Annotated in this window: 19 protein-coding genes; 7 read left to right on the top strand and 12 right to left on the bottom strand. The window is 65.8% G+C overall.

What is annotated here, in order from left to right; translation table 11 throughout:
* Positions 1-93: 93 nt before the first annotated feature.
* The 7 genes from NMQ09_RS10080 to NMQ09_RS10050 form a co-directional block, all read right to left on the bottom strand.
* On the bottom strand, positions 94-798 hold the full coding sequence (locus NMQ09_RS10080) for an ABC transporter ATP-binding protein (RefSeq protein WP_255194455.1): 705 nt from the start codon (positions 796-798) through the stop codon (positions 94-96).
* Position 799: 1 nt separating this feature from the next.
* The gene (locus tag NMQ09_RS10075) at positions 800-1828 is read right to left on the bottom strand and encodes an ABC transporter ATP-binding protein (RefSeq protein WP_255194454.1); all 1029 of its coding nucleotides are present in this window, start codon (positions 1826-1828) and stop codon (positions 800-802) included.
* Entirely contained in the window at positions 1825-3540 is a 1716-nt protein-coding gene (locus NMQ09_RS10070) for an ABC transporter permease subunit (protein WP_255194453.1), read from the bottom strand. The genes NMQ09_RS10075 and NMQ09_RS10070 overlap by 4 nt, the downstream gene beginning before the upstream one ends.
* Positions 3541-3544: 4 nt before the next feature.
* Positions 3545-4981, bottom strand: a complete 1437-nt coding sequence (locus NMQ09_RS10065; RefSeq protein WP_255194452.1) for a branched-chain amino acid ABC transporter permease — start codon at positions 4979-4981, stop codon at positions 3545-3547.
* 260 nt (positions 4982-5241) lie between these two features.
* Positions 5242-5532, bottom strand: a complete 291-nt coding sequence (locus NMQ09_RS10060) for a GYD domain-containing protein (protein ID WP_255194451.1) — start codon at positions 5530-5532, stop codon at positions 5242-5244.
* 361 nt (positions 5533-5893) lie between these two features.
* Positions 5894-6415, bottom strand: coding sequence for an SRPBCC family protein (locus NMQ09_RS10055; RefSeq protein ID WP_255194450.1), 522 nt, complete (start codon positions 6413-6415; stop codon positions 5894-5896).
* A 31-nt stretch (positions 6416-6446) separates the two neighbouring features.
* A complete protein-coding gene (locus NMQ09_RS10050) occupies positions 6447-6731 on the bottom strand; it encodes a DUF8072 family protein (protein WP_255194449.1) in 285 nt (94 codons plus the stop codon).
* A 110-nt stretch (positions 6732-6841) separates the two neighbouring features.
* On the opposite strand from NMQ09_RS10050, the gene NMQ09_RS10045 reads away from it, so the two are divergent.
* Positions 6842-7849 (top strand): DUF3179 domain-containing protein, encoded by a 1008-nt coding sequence (locus NMQ09_RS10045; RefSeq protein ID WP_255194448.1) that lies wholly within the window; start codon positions 6842-6844, stop codon positions 7847-7849.
* Positions 7850-7912: 63 nt separating this feature from the next.
* Positions 7913-8830, top strand: coding sequence for a DMT family transporter (locus NMQ09_RS10040; protein WP_255194447.1), 918 nt, complete (start codon positions 7913-7915; stop codon positions 8828-8830).
* Positions 8831-8888: 58 nt separating this feature from the next.
* On the opposite strand, the gene NMQ09_RS10035 is transcribed toward NMQ09_RS10040, so the two are convergent.
* Positions 8889-9248: a DUF7344 domain-containing protein gene (locus tag NMQ09_RS10035; protein ID WP_255194446.1), complete on the bottom strand. Its 360-nt coding sequence runs from the start codon at positions 9246-9248 to the stop codon at positions 8889-8891.
* Positions 9249-9442: 194 nt separating this feature from the next.
* A complete protein-coding gene (locus NMQ09_RS10030; RefSeq protein ID WP_255194445.1) occupies positions 9443-9733 on the bottom strand; it encodes a transcriptional regulator in 291 nt (96 codons plus the stop codon).
* Between the two features lie 268 nt (positions 9734-10001).
* Between NMQ09_RS10030 and NMQ09_RS10025 the strand changes: the two genes are divergently transcribed.
* Entirely contained in the window at positions 10002-10976 is a 975-nt protein-coding gene (locus tag NMQ09_RS10025; RefSeq protein ID WP_255194444.1) for a nucleotidyltransferase family protein, read from the top strand.
* 9 nt (positions 10977-10985) lie between these two features.
* Here the strand turns inward: NMQ09_RS10025 and NMQ09_RS10020 are convergent, their stop codons facing one another.
* A complete protein-coding gene (locus NMQ09_RS10020; protein WP_255194443.1) occupies positions 10986-11678 on the bottom strand; it encodes a sensor domain-containing protein in 693 nt (230 codons plus the stop codon).
* A 159-nt stretch (positions 11679-11837) separates the two neighbouring features.
* The gene (locus NMQ09_RS10015; RefSeq protein WP_255194442.1) at positions 11838-12674 is read right to left on the bottom strand and encodes a proline dehydrogenase family protein; all 837 of its coding nucleotides are present in this window, start codon (positions 12672-12674) and stop codon (positions 11838-11840) included.
* A gap of 162 nt (positions 12675-12836) precedes the next feature.
* Between NMQ09_RS10015 and NMQ09_RS10010 the strand changes: the two genes are divergently transcribed.
* A complete protein-coding gene (locus NMQ09_RS10010; RefSeq protein WP_255194441.1) occupies positions 12837-13133 on the top strand; it encodes a UPF0175 family protein in 297 nt (98 codons plus the stop codon).
* The gene (locus tag NMQ09_RS10005) at positions 13130-13690 is read left to right on the top strand and encodes a PIN domain-containing protein (protein WP_255194440.1); all 561 of its coding nucleotides are present in this window, start codon (positions 13130-13132) and stop codon (positions 13688-13690) included. Before NMQ09_RS10010 ends, NMQ09_RS10005 begins: the two co-directional genes overlap by 4 nt.
* A gap of 4 nt (positions 13691-13694) precedes the next feature.
* Here NMQ09_RS10005 and uvrA read toward each other — a convergent pair whose 3' ends face one another.
* Positions 13695-16646 carry an excinuclease ABC subunit UvrA gene (gene uvrA / locus NMQ09_RS10000; protein ID WP_255194439.1) on the bottom strand — a complete coding sequence of 984 codons (2952 nt, stop codon included), beginning with the start codon at positions 16644-16646 and terminating at the stop codon, positions 13695-13697.
* 295 nt (positions 16647-16941) lie between these two features.
* Here uvrA and NMQ09_RS09995 point away from each other — a divergent pair, with 295 nt between their 5' ends.
* Both NMQ09_RS09995 and NMQ09_RS09990 read left to right on the top strand, forming a co-directional pair.
* The gene (locus NMQ09_RS09995) at positions 16942-17877 is read left to right on the top strand and encodes an ABC transporter ATP-binding protein (protein ID WP_255194438.1); all 936 of its coding nucleotides are present in this window, start codon (positions 16942-16944) and stop codon (positions 17875-17877) included.
* Positions 17877-18659, top strand: a complete 783-nt coding sequence (locus tag NMQ09_RS09990; RefSeq protein WP_255194579.1) for an ABC transporter permease subunit — start codon at positions 17877-17879, stop codon at positions 18657-18659. The genes NMQ09_RS09995 and NMQ09_RS09990 overlap by 1 nt, the downstream gene beginning before the upstream one ends.
* Position 18660: the final 1 nt, after the last annotated feature.

Genomic DNA, 18660 nt, shown 5'->3' with positions numbered 1-18660 from the left:
AGGAGAACTGGCCGACGACGTTCGATCGAGGGAGTCGTCACAGGAACTCGAGGTCGCGCGGATGCGCGGCCCTCGTCAGCCGAGGGAGAGCCATCAGCCGCCGAGGTAGAGTTGCTCGACCTCCTCGTTCTGGAGCAATTCGTCTCCCGACCCCTCGAACCGATTCCTGCCCATCTCGAGGACGTAGCCGCGTTCGGAGATCTGGAGGGCCTTTCGGGCGTTTTGCTCGACGAAGAGCACCGCCGTCCCGTCGTCTCTGATCTCGACGATTTTCTCGAAGACCTCGTCGACGAGATCCGGCGCCAGGCCGGCGCTCGGCTCGTCGATGAACAGCACGTCGGGATCGACCATCAGGCCGCGCCCCATCGCGAGCATCTGGCGCTGGCCGCCGCTCAGCGTGCCAGCGACCTGGTTCGCTCGCTCCTCGAGGATCGGGAAGCGATCGTAGACGTCGCGAAGCGCCGCCTCGGGAACCTCGTCCAGGATGTAGGCGCCCATGTTGAGGTTCTCTCGGACGGTCAGACTCGGGAAAATGTTCTCGAGCTGTGGGACGTAGCAGATCCCCTTCCGGGTGACGAGGTGTGGTTCCACGTTCGTGATGTTCTCACCCCGGAACTCGACCGTGCCGTCCCAGCACTCGATGAGGCCGAACAGCGCCTTCATGAGGGTTGACTTCCCGGCCCCGTTGGGACCGATCAGCGTCACCAGTTCGTCGGCGTGGACGTCGACGTCGACGCCGTGGATGATTTTCGCGTCGCCGTACCCGGTCTCGACGTTCCGAGCTTCGAGTAGTGCCATCTTATCCTCCGAGGTACGCGTCGATGACGCGTTCGTCCGTCCGAACGATCTCCGGCGGGCCCTCGACGAGCACCGCCCCTTGGTCCATCACGATCACCTCGTCGCTGATCCGCATGATCACGTCCATGTCGTGTTCGACGATGCAGAAGGTGTAACCTTCGTCGCGAAGCTCCTGAATCCGCTCTAAGAGATTCTCCTGGAGCGTGGGGTTGACGCCCGCGACGGGCTCGTCGAGCAGGATCAGGTCCGGGTCCGTCATGAGCACGCGGCCCAGCTCGAGCAATTTCCGCTGGCCACCACTCAGGTTCCCCGCGTACTCGTCGGCCAGGTGGTCGAGCTGGAGCAGTTCGAGGAGGGCTCGAGCCCGCCGCTGGATCTCGGCTTCCTCCTCGCTCACAGATTGCGGTCGGAGCCACGCGTTGACCAGCGACTCCCCGCGCTGCCCGTGCGGGCCGAGCAGCATGTTCTCCATGACGGTCATCCCCTGGAGTTCGCGCGTGATCTGGAACGTCCGGGAGAGTCCCGCTCGAGACACCTGGAACGGTCGGTTCGGCCGGTACTCGAGGTAGTTACGCCGGACCCACTCCTGGCCGTAGTAGGCGCCAGCGCCGAGGATGCCGCCCGCGCCGAGCCCGAGGGCGGTCGCGCCCGCGAGCACGGAAAGGCCGCCGCCGAGGGTCGCCGCCGCGCCGAACGTAAGCGCCCCGCCGGTTGCGCTGACGGCGCCCACCCAGATGCGTTCCTCCGCGCTGCTCGGACGCATGATCTCGCGCAAGTCCCGGCCCTCGAACAGGATCTCGCCGCCGTCGGGGTCGAAGAAACCACTGATCAGGTTGAACGTGGTGGTCTTGCCCGCGCCGTTGGGGCCGATCAGGCCGGTGATCTTCCCGCGCTCGAGGTCGAACGAGGCGTCGTCGACGGCCACGATGCCGTCGAAGGTCTTCCGGAGGTCGCGGACCTCGAGGATGACGTCCTGGTCGGCGTCGACTTCTTCGCGGGCGTCGGTCCGTTCGACATCGGGTTTGCTCATTCGCCCGTCACCTCCGTGCGGAACCGTTCTTCCCCCCACAGCCCCGAGGGTCGATAGTACAGAATCCCGATCAGCAGGAGGCCGATGATGGCGTTCCGAAGGATGGTGACCCGGCCCGCCACGCCCGGCGGAAACATGTCCGCGAACTCGATGGTGAACCGGACGAAGAGCCAGTACATCGCCGCGCCGAGGATGACGCCCTTGTTGTTCGCCTTCCCGCCGAGAATCACCATGAGGAAGACGATGAACGTGATGATGGGGTGGAACATCTCGTAGTTCAGCGACCGGACGAAGATGGCGTAGTACCCGCCGGCGAGGCCAGCGATGGCGCTTCCGAGCACCATGCTCTGGACCTTGTAGGAGAACGTGTTCTTCCCGAGCGCGAGTGCGACGTCCTCGTCCTCGCGGATCGACTTGAGCACGCGCCCGAACGGCGACTTCGCCGTCGCCTCCATGAGGACGTAGACGACGGCGACCGTCGCGATGACGGCGATGAGGAAGAATCGACCGTAGTCGAGTTCGTAGCCGACCGGGCTGAAGCCGACGAGCCAGAGCAGGTTCTGCTCCGTAGAGAGCCTGATCCCCGAGAGGGACGTTCCGGGGAGCGAGACAACGAAGTACCGGATGGTGAGCAGCCAGACCGTTGCGATGCCAACGACGCCGAGGAACGATCCCGCGAACGACAGCTCCTCCCACCGGAGGTACGCGCGGTAGAGACCGGCGAGAAACGCCGCGATCAGCACGAGCGTAAGCACCGTCGCGACGGCGGAGACCGCGTCGCCGTGGCCCTCACCGAACTGGTGGGCGGGCGCGAGCGTCAGCAAAAAGGCCAGGGCGATGACCAGCCCGAAGAGCCCCTCGCGAGCGGTGTAGTCGGCGTAGTGTTCCCGGACCTTGAGGCCCGCGACGACCCAGGTGGCGATCGAAGCCGTGCCGAGCAGTCCCAGTAGCGTCCAGGTGTGATAACCGGCCAACGAACCGACGGCACCGACCACCCCCAGCGCGAGGGCGGCCGCGAAAAGCGGCCAGTAATCCCACGGTCGCACGAGCGCCAGGTGGCCCTGTTCGGTGCCGGAATCGACCCGTGATCGACGCGAACGGCTCGCTGCAGCGTATCCCACGCCGAGCGTGACGACGGCGAGCAAGCCCTGTAACGAGCGCTCGGCGAGCGTCGAGCGCGCGTCGAGGATCGATAGCTTCGCCACGAAGAACAGGAGCACGCACCAGACGACGAAGACGACGGCGCCGAAGACCAGCGCCGCCGTGAGGGTCTCGCCTGGGAGCGGGAAGAGGTGTCGCAACGGCTGGTCGAATCCGCGGAGCGAGTCGGGGCCGTTCGCGAGCCATCCCTCAGTCTGCACGATGCGCACGAGGATGACCGAGACCCCGAGCAGCGCGATCGCGAGGTAGTCGGCGCGCAACCTGATCGCAGGGAGCGCGACCAGCAGGCCGAGCAGTCCCGCCGCGAGTGTGCCGGCGAGCAGTCCGACGCTCCAGGGCAGTCCCAGCCCGAACGCGTACGTCTGGATTGGGTAGGCGTCGGGCGGCGGCAAGACGAACAGCGCGGTCACGTACGCGCCGACCAGGAAGAACGCGACGTGCCCGAAGTCGAGCAGCCCGGCGTAGCCGAACTTGAGGTTCAAGCCGAGCGCGAGCAGCGCGAAGATCGCCACGAACGTGGCGGTGTGGATCAGGAGTCCCGATGCTGACATGGTATCACCGTCCGATGATCCCCTCCGGTCTGACGAGCAACACGATCAGGAGCACGAGAAACGCCATCGACACGCGGTGGACGCCGCCGAAGCCGAAGGTGAAGATGCCGACCTCCATCGCGATACCGACGACGTAGGCGCCGACGATCGCCCCGTAGACCGACGCCAGGCCGCCGAGGATGACCGCCGCGAACATGGGTAACAGCTGGTAAAAGCCCATACTGGGGACGATGTTGTGAAACAGCATTCCCACGGTAACGCCGGCGACGGCAGCGTACGCGCCCGCGATGATCCAGGTTGTCATCATCACTCGCCCCGTGTCGATGCCGGTCGCCTTGGCGAGGTCGAGGTTGTCCGAGGCCGCCCGCATCGCCGTCCCGAGCTTCGTCTCTTTCAACAGTGCGTGCAGGAAGATCATGAGCGCGCCAGCCAGCGCGATCACCGAGAGCCGCATCACCGACGTCCGAATCCGCGTCGCGTAGAGGAACTCGTCGGGGTTCCCGCCCGGTTGGGCGAGCACGACCGCGAGGACGACCAGGACGAGAACGCCGCTCAGCGACCCCACCATCTTCGGGCCGATCGTCTGGGCCGCCTCGTGCTCGCCCAGCCCCGATCGTCGCCACCGATACCCCCCGTACGTCGCGATCGCGGTGGCTCCCACGAGGACGACGAACGTGAGCCACGTGTACTCAAGCGAGGTGACGACCGGATCGCCGACCACTCCCGCCGTATCGGTCACCCGAAACGTCACCCCCCAGTCGCTGACGTAGAAGTCGAAGTACTTCGCCGCCGCGACGTTGATCTCCTGGCCGAAGATCGAGCGGACTCGCGGATACTCGTACCGCCGAACGGACCCGCCGTAGGTAGCGTGGGCCGTGTACCGGAGGAAAAACGCGAGCCCCATCGCGGCGATCAACATCACCGCGAGCGAGGCCTCTGCCTCCCGGAACCGCCTGAAGACGTACTTGTCGAACAGCGGGGCGATCACGGCGAGCAGCACCGCCGAGAGGACGAACGCGGGCAGCATGCCCGGAACGCCGGTGGCGACGTACACCCCCAGCAAGAGCGCCAGGCCGACGTGCACCGCGACGGCGATCCACGGGTGGACGTCGATCGGCCACCAGGCACCCCTGAACGACTGCCAACCGCCGAGCAGGTAGATGACGCCCAGCGTGCCCCCAACCGTGAGGGCGAACAGCAGGGCCGCCCCCAGGAGGACGACAGACTGATCGCCGCCGCTGACGTAACTGATCACCGGCATCGTTCCCGGCAAATTCACGAGGAGAGCGAAGTAGGCCCCCAGCATCAACAGCTCTCCGTGAGCGAAGTTGGGAACGTCCGCGATGGTGTAGACGAGCGAGAGCCCGATGGCCCCGAGCGCGATGAAACTCCCGGTGACCAGTCCGTTCAGGACGGCGTGACTCAACCCCGTGTCGACCATTCCCTCACCCACCTCCGGCGTCCCGGCCCTTCGGCTCCCCACCAGCGGCCGCGACTCGAAAATGTGTGCTGTGTTATCACGAAACTCATCCGAGGTTCCTAATACCGCACGTAGTTAGTATCTGTTGGAGTGTTCACCACGGAATTCTGAAATTGGGCTAACTAGTCGGCGGTAACTCCGTTTTTCCCAGTATTTTCGCGGGCCATTTCCGGCGACACGTCAGTTTCAACGCACCGGAAGCGGCACCGACGAGTGGGTCACTACATGGCTTCGACGACGTCGCGAAACTCCTCGAGGGAGAACGCCCGGAGTGTTTCGGTCGTCACGTTGCCGCTTTCCGCGAGCGTGAGCGCCGCCTGGGCAGCCGTTTCGTCGTCCGGGAAGTCGACGATGACGACGCCGTCGTACCGACCCATGGTGACGAAAAACTCCTTCCACGTCCCGCCGAGTGACTCGACCAGCTCTCTCGCGTGGTCCGTTCGTTCGGGGCTGTCCCGTACGTTTTCGATGCCCTGGTTGGTGAAGGTGGTCAAGAGGACGTACGTCTGCATACCGCGGACGGGTACACCGAGTAGATGCATAGTTGTATCCGCGCCAGCCCACACGAGCAGCTGTCGGGCTCACGCGTCGGATGGTCGAAAAGCGAGTGACACCCGGTCACAGCCGAGCGGTCAGCCTCGATCTCCTCGACGAGGCTGACCGCCGACGGTCGTGACCGGGTATGCACTGACGTTCAACGGTTACTATAGCACATTGACCCAGGAACGCGACGTCGACGACTCCCTCGTGTTCGTCGGCGACCGATTCGGCGACGCTCGAGCCGGCCGCTCCGACGGTGATCACGCGCACGATCGAACCCCGTGACATCGCCGACCAGTACGTCGTCGACGCCACCCACGGTAGCGCCAGCCGTCAGGGCATCTCGTGGATCGTCAACTCGACCTCTCGCGGTTCGCCCTCTACGTCCGCAACGAGTCGCGAGACGACGTTTCCTGCCTCCTCGAGCAGCCGCGGCTTGAGTTTTCGGATCACCCAGTCGATCGAGACGAATCGCGGGAGCGAGATGGCGTCTGCGTCCGCAGAGTGGGGATCGTAGCGAGCGTCGAAGTAGATCCGACTCGCCGTCGCCTCGTCGTCGGGTGCTGACTCGGGTTCGGGCTCGACGCGCCACTCGCCGTGGGCGTCGACGTCTTTCACCAGCTGCCACTCGAGCGAGGTCGGTTCGTCGATCGCCATCACCTTCGAGCGGGCGGTGTAGGTGAGCTTCCACCAGCTGAATCGCAGGTCGTAGCAGGTACCGACGTTGCCGTCGCCGTCTCTCGTGACCGACTCGAGGTGGTCAGCGTAGCGCGGGTACGCCGTGAACGTCCGCAGCTGGGGGAAGACGACCTCGGGGGAGCGATAGACCAGGGTGCTGAGGAGGATCCTGTCCACGGTCGAGGTAGTGCGGACTCGAAAGTAAACGTTACGCGGCGTCGGCCGGCTCGACGTCGACGACGGCGCCGACCATCGACCAGCCGTCGTCGGCCGGCCCCTTCCGACCGACGAGGACGGATTCGTTGTCCTCGCTCGAGACGAACCGGTAGTCGGCATTGTCGTCTGCTCGAGTGCCCTCGGCCTGGAACTCCTGCTGGAAGAACTCCGCCCCCGTGACGTGGAAGGTCGCCGTCGTTCCGTCGTCGAGCGTGAGCCTGACGGGGTCGGGGCTGACGTTGTGGATCCGTTTCGCGATCGGGTTGAGCGCTGCCATGACCGACGGAACGACGAGGTGGGAATAAACGGTTCCGAACGCGGGTGGACAGCGTTCGCCACCGCTGCCCCGCCGCAAGCCGTTTTATTCGACCCGACGAACGACCGGCCGTGAACGTCCGACAGGTCATTCCGAGAGACGCCATCCCGAGCATCGACGAGCCCGAATTCGCCAGGACGTACGCCGGGGCGGCCGACGACGAGGTGCTCGTCCTCGAGTCCTCGCCGCCGCGGGCCTACCCGGTTCGCATCCTCGACTACCACGAGATCGTCAACGACGACCTCGGGAACGATCCCGTCGCGGTCACGTGGTGTCCGCTCTGTGGGAGCGCCGTCGTCTACGAACGCGTCGTCGACGGGCGGACGCTCACCTTCGGCGTCTCCGGAAAGCTCGCCGACGACGACCTCGTGATGTACGACCGGGAGACGGGATCCGAGTGGAAACAGTCCCTCGGGACGGCCATCGCAGGCGAACTCGAGGGCGAACGCCTCGCGGTCCGGCCAGCGGCGATGCTGCCGTGGGAGGACTTCCGGGAGCGGTATCCGGACGGCGTCGTGCTCCAGCCGACCGACGCCGACAGCGAGGCGGCGAGCGACGACGACGAACCCGCACCCATCGACTACGACGAGCGCCCCTACGAGGCGTACTTCGAGCGCGACGGGTTCGGTTTAGACGCCCACCGCGGCGGGGAGAGCCAGAGCCGGGCGTGGGACCGCGACGACCTCGAGCCGAAAGCCGTCGTCCTCGGCCTCGAGCGCGGCGGCGAGGCGGTTGGATTCCCACTTCCCTGGCTCGAGGCGGCCGGCGGCGTCAGCCGGGCGACCGTCGGCGACACCGACGTGGTCGTCTTCGCGACTGACGCGGGACTCCACGCGTTCGAGGATCCGGGGCTCGCGTTCGAGCCCGCGGGTTCGAGTACGTTCGCCGCCGACGGGACGACCTGGGACGGCGCGACGGGCGAGAGCAAGGACGGACGGACGCTCGAGCGGATTCCGGCTCGCCGGCTGTTCGCCTTCGCCTGGCAGGACGACCACGGCCCGGACGCCTTCGTCGAGGGCGGGACGAGGTCGATCGGCCGTCGTCGCCGCTCGAGTTCTGAGCGCCCGCGTCACCGGTAACGCTCTCCGCTCCTGGCTGGCCGATTTGGAGAACGTTATGAGGATTGCCCGTCGATCGATTTCATGATCTTCGGGCTCTCCGATCCCATACTCGGGATCATCCTCGCGACGATCTCCGCCTTCGCGTGGGCGATCCAGTACCTCTGTATCAGGGTTGGGACCGACGACGGGCGCGTCCTCGACGCGGTGCTGGTGACGATCGTCTGTAACGTCGTAATCTTGGTTCCGCTCGTGGTGTTCTTCTACCCGAACTGGTACGCGGGGCTGTTCACGCCGGTGTCGATCGCCTCGTTCGCCGCGGCAGGGCTGGCCGGAACGCTCCTGGCGCGGCTGCTCATGTACAAGAGCATCGAGGCGATCGGTGCGAGTCGCACCTCGCCGATCATCTCGGCGAACGTCTTCTTCGCGACCGTCCTGGCCGTCGTCTTCCTCGACGAGGCCCTGACGGCGCTGCACTTCGCCGGCATCGTCTGCATCGTCGGCGGCGTCGCGGTGATCTCCTGGGAGACCGCCTCGGCGTCCGAACCCGACCAGTCGCTTCGCGAACTCGGGCTCTCGCTGTTGCTCCCCGTGACGGCCGCCGCGCTGGTCGGGATCGAGCCGATCTTCGTCTCGCTCGGGCTGGCGGAGGGGACGCCGGCGATTCCGGGCGTCACCGTCATGGCGATCGCTGGAGGCATCGGATTCGTTGGTTACCTGGCGTGGTACCAGGTGCTCTCGCAGGTCTCGCTTCGATCCGGCTCGACGGGCTGGTACGTCGGCGCGGGCGTCTCGAGCACGGTCGGGCTGGTCGCCTACTTCGCCGCCCTCGAGGTCGCACCGGTCGTGGTCGTCGTCCCCATCTTGCAGACGACGCCGCTACTCGTGGTCGTTCTGTCGGCGCTGTTCCTGCCCAGCCAACTCGAGCGCGTGACGGCGACGGTCGTGACCGCTGCGAGCGTCGTCGTGATCGGTGCGGCCCTCGTTTCACTCTCGGGATGACAACGAGAGGAGTTCGCGACCCGATCGACGACGTGACCGAGCCGAAAACCGACGGGCGCTACAGGTAGCCGGGCGAGACGAGATCCCGCTCCTGTTCGTACTCGAGCAAGCCAGCCTCGAGCAGCCGCGGTAGGTGGTCGTGGTACAACGAGATGTACACCTCCTTGATGCGTTCGGGCGAGAGCTCCACGACCGACCGACCCGCCTCGCGCTCGGCTACCGCCTCCGCGGCGTCAGCCAGCGTCAGTTCCTCCTCGTACGCCGTAACGACTTCGAGAAAGAGCCGTCGTCGTCGATCCGACAGCAGTCGAAGCGCCGCATCGACGGCTTCGGGGTGGAAATCGTCCCCCTCGAGGTGATCGAGGACCGTCAGCGCGACGTCGACGAATTCTTGGTTCCCATTTTGGATCTCAGTCATTGGTGCTCTCAGGAGGTATCCGACTGGGCACGCGAAGAGGGAGACGAAAGCCGTACGGTACCCAAGAGCGGCGGCCACTCCATCGGAGGTTCCTGTGGGGTACTAGCTGACCCCGTAAATAGGCGTGTCGAAATCGAATCCGGCACGACTGGCCCGTCCCACCACCGTCGACGGGCGTAGCGGGTGGCTATCGGTCACTCGATCGTGAACGTCGGTTCATCGACCGACTCGCTCTTACACGACGGACAGCGAGAGGGGCGATTGAGTAGCTCGTCGAAGCCGTCGAAGCCACACTCTCGGCACGTCGGCGGCGCGACGAGCAGCTGTTCGCCGTTCCCGCCCACCGATCGAGCCACGTGTTCGACGTGCCCCAGCGCGGCGTCGGGCGTGAGATCGAACGCCACAGCCAACGCGCTCGGTGTGGCAGGCTCTTCCCGGAGCGCGTCGGCGATCCGTCGTCGCGTCGTTTCGTCGGCCTCGCGCATGTCCGACCGAACGCACTGTGGCGATTTAGTGTTGTTCACGGAGGCCGATTTCACACCACCCAAGTACGGAGCCGATCGATCGACGTCGGCGTCGCACCAGTCGCCGATCGCAGCCAGAACGCCGTCGATCCTGCGACCGTCGGCGACTCGATCGGCTCGGCCGGTACGCCCACGCCAGTTCCCCCCGGATGTTCCACTCCGTTCGAGTCACTAATTAAATACGAAGTAAGGAGAAGTGACTTATATGCCGCCAGTGAAATCACGGGACATGAAGGCCGTCGTGCTTGCCGGCGGGTATGCCACCCGGTTATGGCCGATCACGAAACACCGACCGAAGATGTTCCTCCCGATCGGCGACTCTACCGTCGTCGACCGCATCTTCGCCGAACTCGAGGCCGACGACCGGATCGACGAGGTGTACGTCAGCACCAACGAGCGGTTCGCCGCCGACTTCGAGGCCCACCTCGCCGAGAACGAGTACGAAAAGCCCCGACTCTCCGTCGAGGAGACGACCGAGGAAGACGAGAAGTTCGGCGTCGTCGGCGCACTCGCCCAGCTGGTCGACCGCGAGCGCGTCGACGACGACCTGCTCGTCATCGCCGGCGACAACCTGATCAGCTTCGACGTCGCCGACTTCCTCGACTACTTCGAGGAGCAGGGGGCGCCGACGCTCGCCGCCTACGACGTCGGTTCGCGCGAGAAGGCCAAATCCTACGGCCTGGTCGAACTCGAGGGCGACCGCGTCGTTTCCTTCCAGGAGAAGCCCGACGACCCGAAGAGTACGCTCGTCTCGATCGCCTGCTACGCCTTTCCCCGCGAGCACCTCTCGTTGCTTTCGACCTATCTCGAGAACGGCAACAACCCCGACGAGCCCGGCTGGTTCGTCCAGTGGCTCCAGGATCGCGAACCGACCTACGCCTTCACCTTCGAGGGGGCGTGGTTCGACATCGGCACCCCAGAGAGCTACCTCGACGCCGTCGGCTGGCACCTGGATGGGGAGTCTCTCGTCGCCGAGAGCGCGACCCTCGAGAACGCCACCGTCGGCGAGAACGTCCACGTGATGGACGGCGCGACCCTCGAGGACAGCCACGTCGACTACTCGATCGTCTTCCCCGGGGCGACGGTTCGCAACGCCGACATCCGTCGGTCGATCATCGACGAGGGAACCACGCTCGCAGACCTCGACCTGGCCGGGGCGCTCATCGGCGCGCACACGACGATCACCAACGGGCCGACGGGGTGATGCCTGCCGTCAGTTCGACGGGTCGGCCGGCCCGTCCTCGAGCGCCTCTGGCTCGCCGAGCATGGCGACCGCCATCCAGCCGGCGACGGACGCGAACGCGTTCGAGACGTGCAAAAACGCGAGCCCGAGCAGCGCACCGATCGGCGCGGCGAGGAGCGCCTCCGGGAGCGTCTCGATCGTCCAGACGATCGGCTCGTCGTTGACCGTGACGAACTCGACCTCGTGTGGATACCGGAACGGGGCCGTGAGCAACGAGAGCGACGTGCCCAGCAAGAGGAGTACCATGAGCGCAGCGAAGCCGACCCAGAACTTCAACAGGAGAAAGCCCAGTCCCTGCCAGGTCGACGGCGCCTCGAGGTAGCGCCCGATCGTCGCCCACGGGCCCGCCGACGTCGGCGACCGAATGTCGTCGGCCGCCCGGAGCTCGAGGCCGAGCAGCGCGTTCGCGAGCCAGCGCTCGAGTCGCGCGAGGAGCCGGGAGCCGACGACGGTGCCGATCAGGATCGCGAAGCCGATCACCACGAGCGAGAGGATCGCGCCGAATGCGAGGCCAAACCCGAGCATCATCGCGTACGCAAAGCCCAGCGGAAACGCGAGTAGCAGGTAGAGCAGGTTCTTGTACGTCTGTCGGTCGACGACGATTCGGAAGCGGTCACCGACGGCGTACCCGCTGTCGCGTCTCGAGGGTGCTGACGGCGTCATCTCGACCTGGCTATTGGTGTACGAGGGGAAAAGCGGTCACGTCCGATTTCAGCCCCAGAAAGCACCCGCGCTCGGCTAGGACTCCGCCAAGCGTCGACTGCAGGGTCGAACCGGCCTTCGGCGACGGGTTCGACCCTGCAGATCAGGCTTGGCAAAGCACTAGGGTCGCAGGACGGCCCGGAGCGCAAACAGCGCGTTCTCCTTGCGCTCGCGGACGCGCCGGTAGAAGTACGAGAACCAGCGGTCGCCGTACGGGACGTACTGGTAGACCTCACAGTCGGCGGCGAGCTCGCGCTGGGCGCGCTCGCGGACGCCCATCAGGAGCTGGAGCTCGTACGGCGTCCCGTACTCGGCGTGACACTCCTGGGCGTAGTCGATCATCGCCGGATCGTGGCTTCCGACGGCGACCCCGTCCTCGAAGTGCTCGAACGCGTAAGCGATGCAGTCGCGGTAGGCCTCGTCGACCGCCTCCTTCGACTGGTGGGCGATCGACGCCGGCTCGTTGTACGCCCCCTTCACCAGCCGGACCTTCCCCGGAAGATCGGCGAGGCGTTCGAGGTCGTCGATCGTTCGCTCGAGGTTGGCCTGGACGCAGACACCCACGTTGCCGTCGGTCTCGAGGGCGTGGCGCTCGAACGCGTCGAGGGTCACGTCGGTCGTCGTGTGGTCTTCCATGTCGATCCAGACGAAGACGTCGCGCTCGGTCCCGGCCTCGACGATCCGCTCGAGGTGGTCCGCGAAGACGTCGTCGCCGTGGTCGAGCCCGATCTGGGAGGGTTTGACCGAGATACAGCAGTCGAGCCCGGCGTCGTTGAGGTCTGTAACCAGCTGGACGTACTCGTCGGCGTCGGCCGCCGCCTCGGCCGGATCGTCGTAGTGTTCCCCGAGCAAGTTGAGGATGCCGTTGATTCCGTCGTCGTTGATCGTCCGGACGTGATCGATCGCCGTCGCCGGCTCCTCGCCCGCGACGAAGTTGCTCGCGATCGGTGGGATCATGACTCGAGGTGAGAACGCAGAGGGGGTAAACGGGCACCCGACCATGTACGCCCGCCGGCGAGGGTCGAGGGATGACCGGAACGCGATGGACGAGGGCGGTCTGTCACCCGAATGCCCACGGTCCCGCCAACGCTTATTGCGATGCATTACGTTGCATTACACATGGAGAACGTCACCGCGCGGATGAGCGACGAGGAACTCGATCTTCTCGACCGGCTCGCAGCCGAGCGAGGTGGCGGTCGGAGTGACGCCATCCGCGAAGCGGTCCGCCGGGGCGCACGCGAGGAGCTGATCCGGATCGCGCTCGAGCGCTACCGCGAGGGCGAGGTCGGCATGCGCGGGGCGGCCGAGATCGCCGACGTCACCATCGCGCGGATGCTGCGCGAGGCGAACGACCGGGGCGTGCTCTCGAACTACGACGAGGCCGACCTGGAGGCCGACGTCGACGCGCTCCGATGACGGTCCTGGTCGTCGACGCGAGTGCGTTCATCACGCTGTCGGCGATCGACTACCACGACCTGCTCGCGGAACTCGAGGGAGCCGTCGTCGTGCCCCGCGAGGTCGCCGACGAGATCACGGACGAGCCGGCGGCGAGCCACCTCGAGGGGGCGTCCGGCTCGTGGCTCACGATCCCCGACGAGCGAATCCGCGAGGCGGATCCGGACGCCTACCGGCACGCGGCGGCGCACCTGGGGCGGGACGTCGAGGAGATCGACCTCGACGGCGACGTCGCCCTGCTCGCGCTGGCGACGGCCGGGACCGAGACGGCGGGCGGTGTGGCCAGTACCGATCCCGTGATCGTCACCGACGACCGCCCGCTCCGGGACGCTTGCACGGCCCTCGGGATCGACGTCTCCGGCTCGATCGGCGTCCTCGTCGCAGCGGTCGAGCGGGACGCCCTCGAGCCCGACGACGCAAAAGACGCGCTGCTGGCGATGGACGGGGTGGGTGCGCGGCTCAGTGCGAGTCTGCTCAGGCGCGCCGAGGGGCTGATCGACGAGGCGGCGAACGAGTAGTGGCTTAGTCGTCGTCCATCGGCGCCGTCACCGGCTCGACGCGTTCGCCGCGCGGACCCTCGAGGTCGACGTCGGGCAGCAGGTCCCGCAGGTAGTAGCCGGTGTAGGACTCGTCCGTGCGAGCGACTTCCTCGGGCGTGCCGGTGGCGACGACCTCGCCGCCGTTCTCGCCGCCTTCGGGGCCGAGGTCGACGATGTGGTCGGCGTTTTTCACCAGGTCGAGTTCGTGTTCGATGACGACGACGGTGTTGCCGTTGTCCGTCAGTCGGTGGAGCACGTCGATCAGCTTGCGCTCGTCCTCTGAGTGCAGCCCCGTGGTCGGCTCGTCGAGCAGATAGAGCGTGTCGCCGGTGTCGCGCTTGCCGAGTTCCTCGGCCAGCTTGACCCGTTGGGCCTCACCGCCGGAGAGCGTCGTCGAGGGCTGGCCAAGCTGCATGTAATCCAGCCCGACGTCTTTCAGCAGCTGCAGTCGGCGGCGGATCTGACTCGAGGACTCGAAGAAGTCGTACGCTTCCTCGACTGACATCTCGAGGACGTCGGCGATCGTCTTTCCTTTGTACCGGACGTCGAGGGTGGCGTCGTTGTACCGGGCGCCGTCACAGGCCTCACAGGGGACGTAGACGTCAGAGAGGAAGTTCATCTCGATCTTTACGGTCCCTTGCCCGCCACACTCCTCACAGCGGCCGCCCTTGACGTTGAACGAGAACCGCCCCTTCTCGTAGCCGCGCCGTTTCGCAAGCTTGGTCTGGGCGAACAGTTCGCGGACGTAGTCGAAGACGCCGGTGTACGTCGCGGGGTTCGATCGCGGGGTGCGCCCGATCGGCGACTGGTCGATCAGCCGCACGGTCTCGATCTCGTCGATCCCCTCGATGGCGTCGTGGTCCCCCGGAATGACCGAGGTGTTGTCGTTCATCTCCCGGGCCAGCGCCTTGTACAGCACCTTGTGCATGAGCGTCGATTTCCCGGAGCCAGAGACGCCGGTGATCGCGGTGAAACAGCCCAGCGGGAGCTCCACGTCGACGTCTTTGAGGTTGTGCTGGCGGGCGCCTGCGATCGTCAGCGACCCCGTCGACTCCCGGCGCTCCTCGGGGACCGGAATCGCCTTGCGTCCGGCGAGGTAGTCGCCGGTGAGCGACCCCTCACAGGCTTTCACCGCCTCGACGGGGCCGTTGACGACGACCTCACCGCCGCGCTTGCCAGGGCCAGGCCCCATGTCGATGACGTTGTCCGCCCGGCGCATCGTCTCCTCGTCGTGTTCGACGACGATCAGCGTGTTCCCGATGTCTCTGAGTTCACAGAGCGTATCCAAGAGACGGTCGTTGTCCCGCTGGTGGAGCCCGATCGAGGGCTCGTCGAGCACGTAGAGCACGCCGACGAGGCCGGAGCCGACCTGCGTGGCGAGCCGGATGCGCTGGCTCTCCCCGCCCGAGAGCGTCGCAGCCTCCCGGTCGAGCGTGAGGTACTCGAGGCCGACCTCGCACATGAAGCCCAGCCGCGCCCGGATCTCTTTGAGGATCTCCTCGGCAATCGTCAGGTCCCGGCCCGACAGTTCCTCCTCGAGTCCCTCGAAGTGCTCGAGGGCGTCGCCGATCGACAGCCGATTCACCTCGGTGATCGAGGTGTCGGCGACGAGCACGTGGCGGGACTGCTCTTTGAGGCGGGTACCGTCACAGGCCGGACACTCCGTGACGGCCATGTACTTCTCGATGTGCTCGCGGGTACCTTTCGACTCCGTCTCGAGGTAGCGCCGGTCGAGGTTCGGGATGACGCCCTCGAAGCGCTTCTGTTTGCGGCGAATGCCGTTTTTGGTCGAGCGCTTGAAGACGACCTCCTCGCGGGTGCCGTAGAGGAACTGCTGCTGGACGTCCTCCTCGAGATCTTCCCACGGCGTGTCGACGCCCAATCCAAAGTGGTCGGCGACGGCGTCGATGCGCGTGCGGTAGTACGAGCGGTTGTAGCTCCAGGGTTCGAAGACGTCCTTCAGCGGCTTCTCGGGATCGACGATCACCAGATCCTCGTCGACCTCCTTGGTCTTCCCGAGCCCCTCACACTCTGGACAGGCGCCGTGGGGGCTGTTGAACGAGAAACTCCGAGTCTCGATCTCGCTGAACTGGAAGTCGCTGTTGGGGTTGCCCAGCTCCTCGGAGAACTCGAGGACGAGCCGATCGTCGCCCTCGCCCGCGAGCGCGCCGGTCGAGCGGGTGTTCGAGTCGAGGTCCACGTCCTCGGGCGGGTCGGGGATAATTACCTTCAGGACGCCGTCGGCTTCGTCGAGCGCCGTCTCGACGCTGTCGACGATCCGCGGGCGAGCCTCCGTGGAGATCTTCACGCGGTCGACGATGACGTCGATCGTGTGGTCGTAGTTCTTGTCGAGGTCGGGCGTCTCGAAGCCGAGGTCGTACGCCTCGCCGTCGACCTCGACGCGGGAGTAGCCCTCGGAGACGAGTTCCTCGAAGAGCTCCTCGAACGCGCCCTTCTGGTCGCGGACGACCGGCGCGGCGATCATCGCCCGGGTTCCCTCGGGGAGTTCGAGGATCGCCCGGACCATGTCCTGGGCGCTCTGGGTGCCGACCTCCTCGCCCGTGATCGGATCGTACTGCGTGCCGACGCGGGCGTACAGCAGCCGGAGGTAGTCGTGCAGTTCGGTCACCGTCCCGACGGTCGATCGGGGGTTGTTCGCGGCGTTCTTCTGGTCGATCGAGATCGCTGGCGAGAGTCCCTCGACGGTCTCCACCTGGGGTTTGTCCATCTGGCCCAGGAAGTTCCTCGCGTAGGCCGAGAGGCTCTCGATATAGCGACGTTGCCCCTCGGCGTACACCGTCTCGAACGCGAGGGAAGACTTCCCCGACCCCGAGAGTCCGGTGACGACGGTGAACGCGTCGCGCGGGATCGAGACGTCGAGGTCCTTCAGGTTGTGCTCCTGTGCCCCTCGCACCTCGATGTACTCCGTGCTCATCTAGCCGGTGTCAACCACCGCAGCAACGAAGGGCTGTCGGTTGCGAACCGGTGCGGAGTGAAAGTGAACCGGCGGCTGGGCTGTGAACCGGCGGCTGGGCTGTGAGCCGGCGGTGTGGCCGTGAACCGACGATGTGACAGTGACCCAGCGGTGTGGCCGTGAACCGACGATGTGACAGTGACTCAGCGGTGTGGCCACGAACCGGCGATGCAGCCGGCGACTTCGTCGACACCGGGCAGCGTCCGGTCGTGTGAGTCGGCTGCAACTTTTTGCCGTGGCTCTCGAATGAGGGGGTATGTGTGCCCAGCTCGAGGACGCCGAAACCGCCCCGGATCTCGAACCGGCGCCGATCAGACTGGACGGGCTGACGAAGCGGTACGGCGATGTTACCGCGAACGACGACGTCACGTTCGAGGTCGACGCCGGCGAGATCTTCGGCTACCTCGGGCCGAACGGGGCGGGAAAGACGACGACGATTCGGCTATTGCTCGGGCTCATCAAGCCGACGGCGGGCACCGCGGAGGTGCTCGGTGCGGACGTTCGTGATCGACGGGCGCTCACCGAGGCCAAAGCCGACGTCGGCTACCTCCCGGACGACCTCGGCTTCGAGGAGCGACTGACCGGTCGACAGCAACTCGACTACTTCGCTCGAATGCGCGGCGACGAACGCCGGGATGAACTACTCGAGCTGTTCGAACCGCCGCTCGAGAAGCCGATCGAGACCTACTCACACGGGAATCGGCGGATGCTCGGGATCGTCCAGGCGTTCATGCACGATCCGGACCTCGTCATCATGGACGAGCCGACGTCCGGACTGGATCCGCTCAAGCAGGACCGGATGCACGCCTTCCTCGAGGAAGAACGCGACGCTGGAAAGACCCTCTTTTTCTCCTCACACGTTCTCAGCGAGGTGCAACGCGTGTGTGATCGGGTGGGGATCATCCGGGAGGGAGAACTCGTGGCCCTCGAGAACATCGAGACGTTGCTCAAACGGGGTGGCAAAGAGGTTCGGGTCCAACTGGCCGAGCCGGTCGACGAGGAGGCGTTCGTCACGGGAGAGATGATCGACCTCGAAGTCGTCGACAGCACGGTTCGGTTCACCTACACGGGCGAGCCCGCCGCGCTGCTCGAGCACCTCGTCGGGTTCGAGATCGAAGACGTCGACATCGGGGATCCACAGCTCGAGGAGATCTTCAAACACTACTACGGGGACGACGGCTCGGAGGCATGATGACGGCTATCCTCCGAAACGAGTCGGGCAAACTGGTCCGTGGGTCGCTGATCCTGACCGGCCTGCTCGTGCTGCTCTCGGCGATGTTCTTCGTCGTCTTCCCGAGCATCCAGGAGGAAGCCGAACTGTTCGAGGACGTGTATCCGGAGTACCTCCTCTTGATACTCGGAATCGAAGAGCTCCACACGATCGAAGGGTTCGTCGGCGGCTACGTATTCCCGTTCATCTGGATCTTACTGGGCGGGATCTACTTCGCCTACGTCAGCGCCGGGATGATCTCGCGGGACATCCGCACGCGACGGATGGACCTCACCCTCGCAAATCCCGTCTCTCGAGAGTCCGTCGTCCTCCAGAAGGTCGCTGCCCTCTGGGTTCCCCTGGTCGCGTTGAACCTCGGAATGCTGGTGATACTGGTCGCTGGTGTGGTCGCCCTCGGGGAGTCGATCGATCCGCTTGCCCTCGCGATGGTGCACCTGCTCGGGATTCCCTACCTACTGGTCTGTGCCGGCATCGGCATCGTCCTCTCGGTCGTCCTCGATCGCGTCGAAACCGCCCAGGCGACGGCGCTCGTGCTGGTGTTCGTTCTCTGGCTGGTCGACGGCCTCTCCCTGATGAATCCCGACTTCGAGTGGGTCGGCGCGTTCACCCCGAGTCGGTACTACGACCCGTCGGCGATCCTCGTCCACGAGGAGTACGCCATCCTCGACGCTGGACTCCTCTTCGTGGCGTTTCTCGCCCTGCTGGGCGTCGCCATCCTGCACTTCGTCCGGAGGGACATCTGAG

The organism is Natronobeatus ordinarius (assembly GCF_024362485.1).
Lineage (GTDB): Archaea > Halobacteriota > Halobacteria > Halobacteriales > Natrialbaceae > Natronobeatus > Natronobeatus ordinarius.
Note: the sequence above shows the minus strand (reverse complement) of the source record. Positions and strands in the feature narration are given on the sequence as shown.

Coding starts and splice junctions, on each gene's coding strand:
- NMQ09_RS10080 (WP_255194455.1), bottom strand. CDS start 798: ATGGCACTACTCGAAGCTCGGAACGTCGAGACCGGGTACGGCGACGCG.
- NMQ09_RS10035 (WP_255194446.1), bottom strand. CDS start 9,248: ATGACTGAGATCCAAAATGGGAACCAAGAATTCGTCGACGTCGCGCTG.
- NMQ09_RS10070 (WP_255194453.1), bottom strand. CDS start 3,540: ATGTCAGCATCGGGACTCCTGATCCACACCGCCACGTTCGTGGCGATC.
- NMQ09_RS10065 (WP_255194452.1), bottom strand. CDS start 4,981: ATGGTCGACACGGGGTTGAGTCACGCCGTCCTGAACGGACTGGTCACC.
- NMQ09_RS10050 (WP_255194449.1), bottom strand. CDS start 6,731: ATGGCAGCGCTCAACCCGATCGCGAAACGGATCCACAACGTCAGCCCC.
- NMQ09_RS10005 (WP_255194440.1), top strand. CDS start 13,130: ATGACGGTCCTGGTCGTCGACGCGAGTGCGTTCATCACGCTGTCGGCG.
- NMQ09_RS09995 (WP_255194438.1), top strand. CDS start 16,942: ATGTGTGCCCAGCTCGAGGACGCCGAAACCGCCCCGGATCTCGAACCG.
- NMQ09_RS10010 (WP_255194441.1), top strand. CDS start 12,837: ATGGAGAACGTCACCGCGCGGATGAGCGACGAGGAACTCGATCTTCTC.
- NMQ09_RS10015 (WP_255194442.1), bottom strand. CDS start 12,674: ATGATCCCACCGATCGCGAGCAACTTCGTCGCGGGCGAGGAGCCGGCG.
- NMQ09_RS10020 (WP_255194443.1), bottom strand. CDS start 11,678: ATGACGCCGTCAGCACCCTCGAGACGCGACAGCGGGTACGCCGTCGGT.
- NMQ09_RS10060 (WP_255194451.1), bottom strand. CDS start 5,532: ATGCAGACGTACGTCCTCTTGACCACCTTCACCAACCAGGGCATCGAA.
- NMQ09_RS09990 (WP_255194579.1), top strand. CDS start 17,877: ATGACGGCTATCCTCCGAAACGAGTCGGGCAAACTGGTCCGTGGGTCG.
- NMQ09_RS10030 (WP_255194445.1), bottom strand. CDS start 9,733: ATGCGCGAGGCCGACGAAACGACGCGACGACGGATCGCCGACGCGCTC.
- uvrA (WP_255194439.1), bottom strand. CDS start 16,646: ATGAGCACGGAGTACATCGAGGTGCGAGGGGCACAGGAGCACAACCTG.
- NMQ09_RS10040 (WP_255194447.1), top strand. CDS start 7,913: ATGATCTTCGGGCTCTCCGATCCCATACTCGGGATCATCCTCGCGACG.
- NMQ09_RS10075 (WP_255194454.1), bottom strand. CDS start 1,828: ATGAGCAAACCCGATGTCGAACGGACCGACGCCCGCGAAGAAGTCGAC.
- NMQ09_RS10025 (WP_255194444.1), top strand. CDS start 10,002: ATGAAGGCCGTCGTGCTTGCCGGCGGGTATGCCACCCGGTTATGGCCG.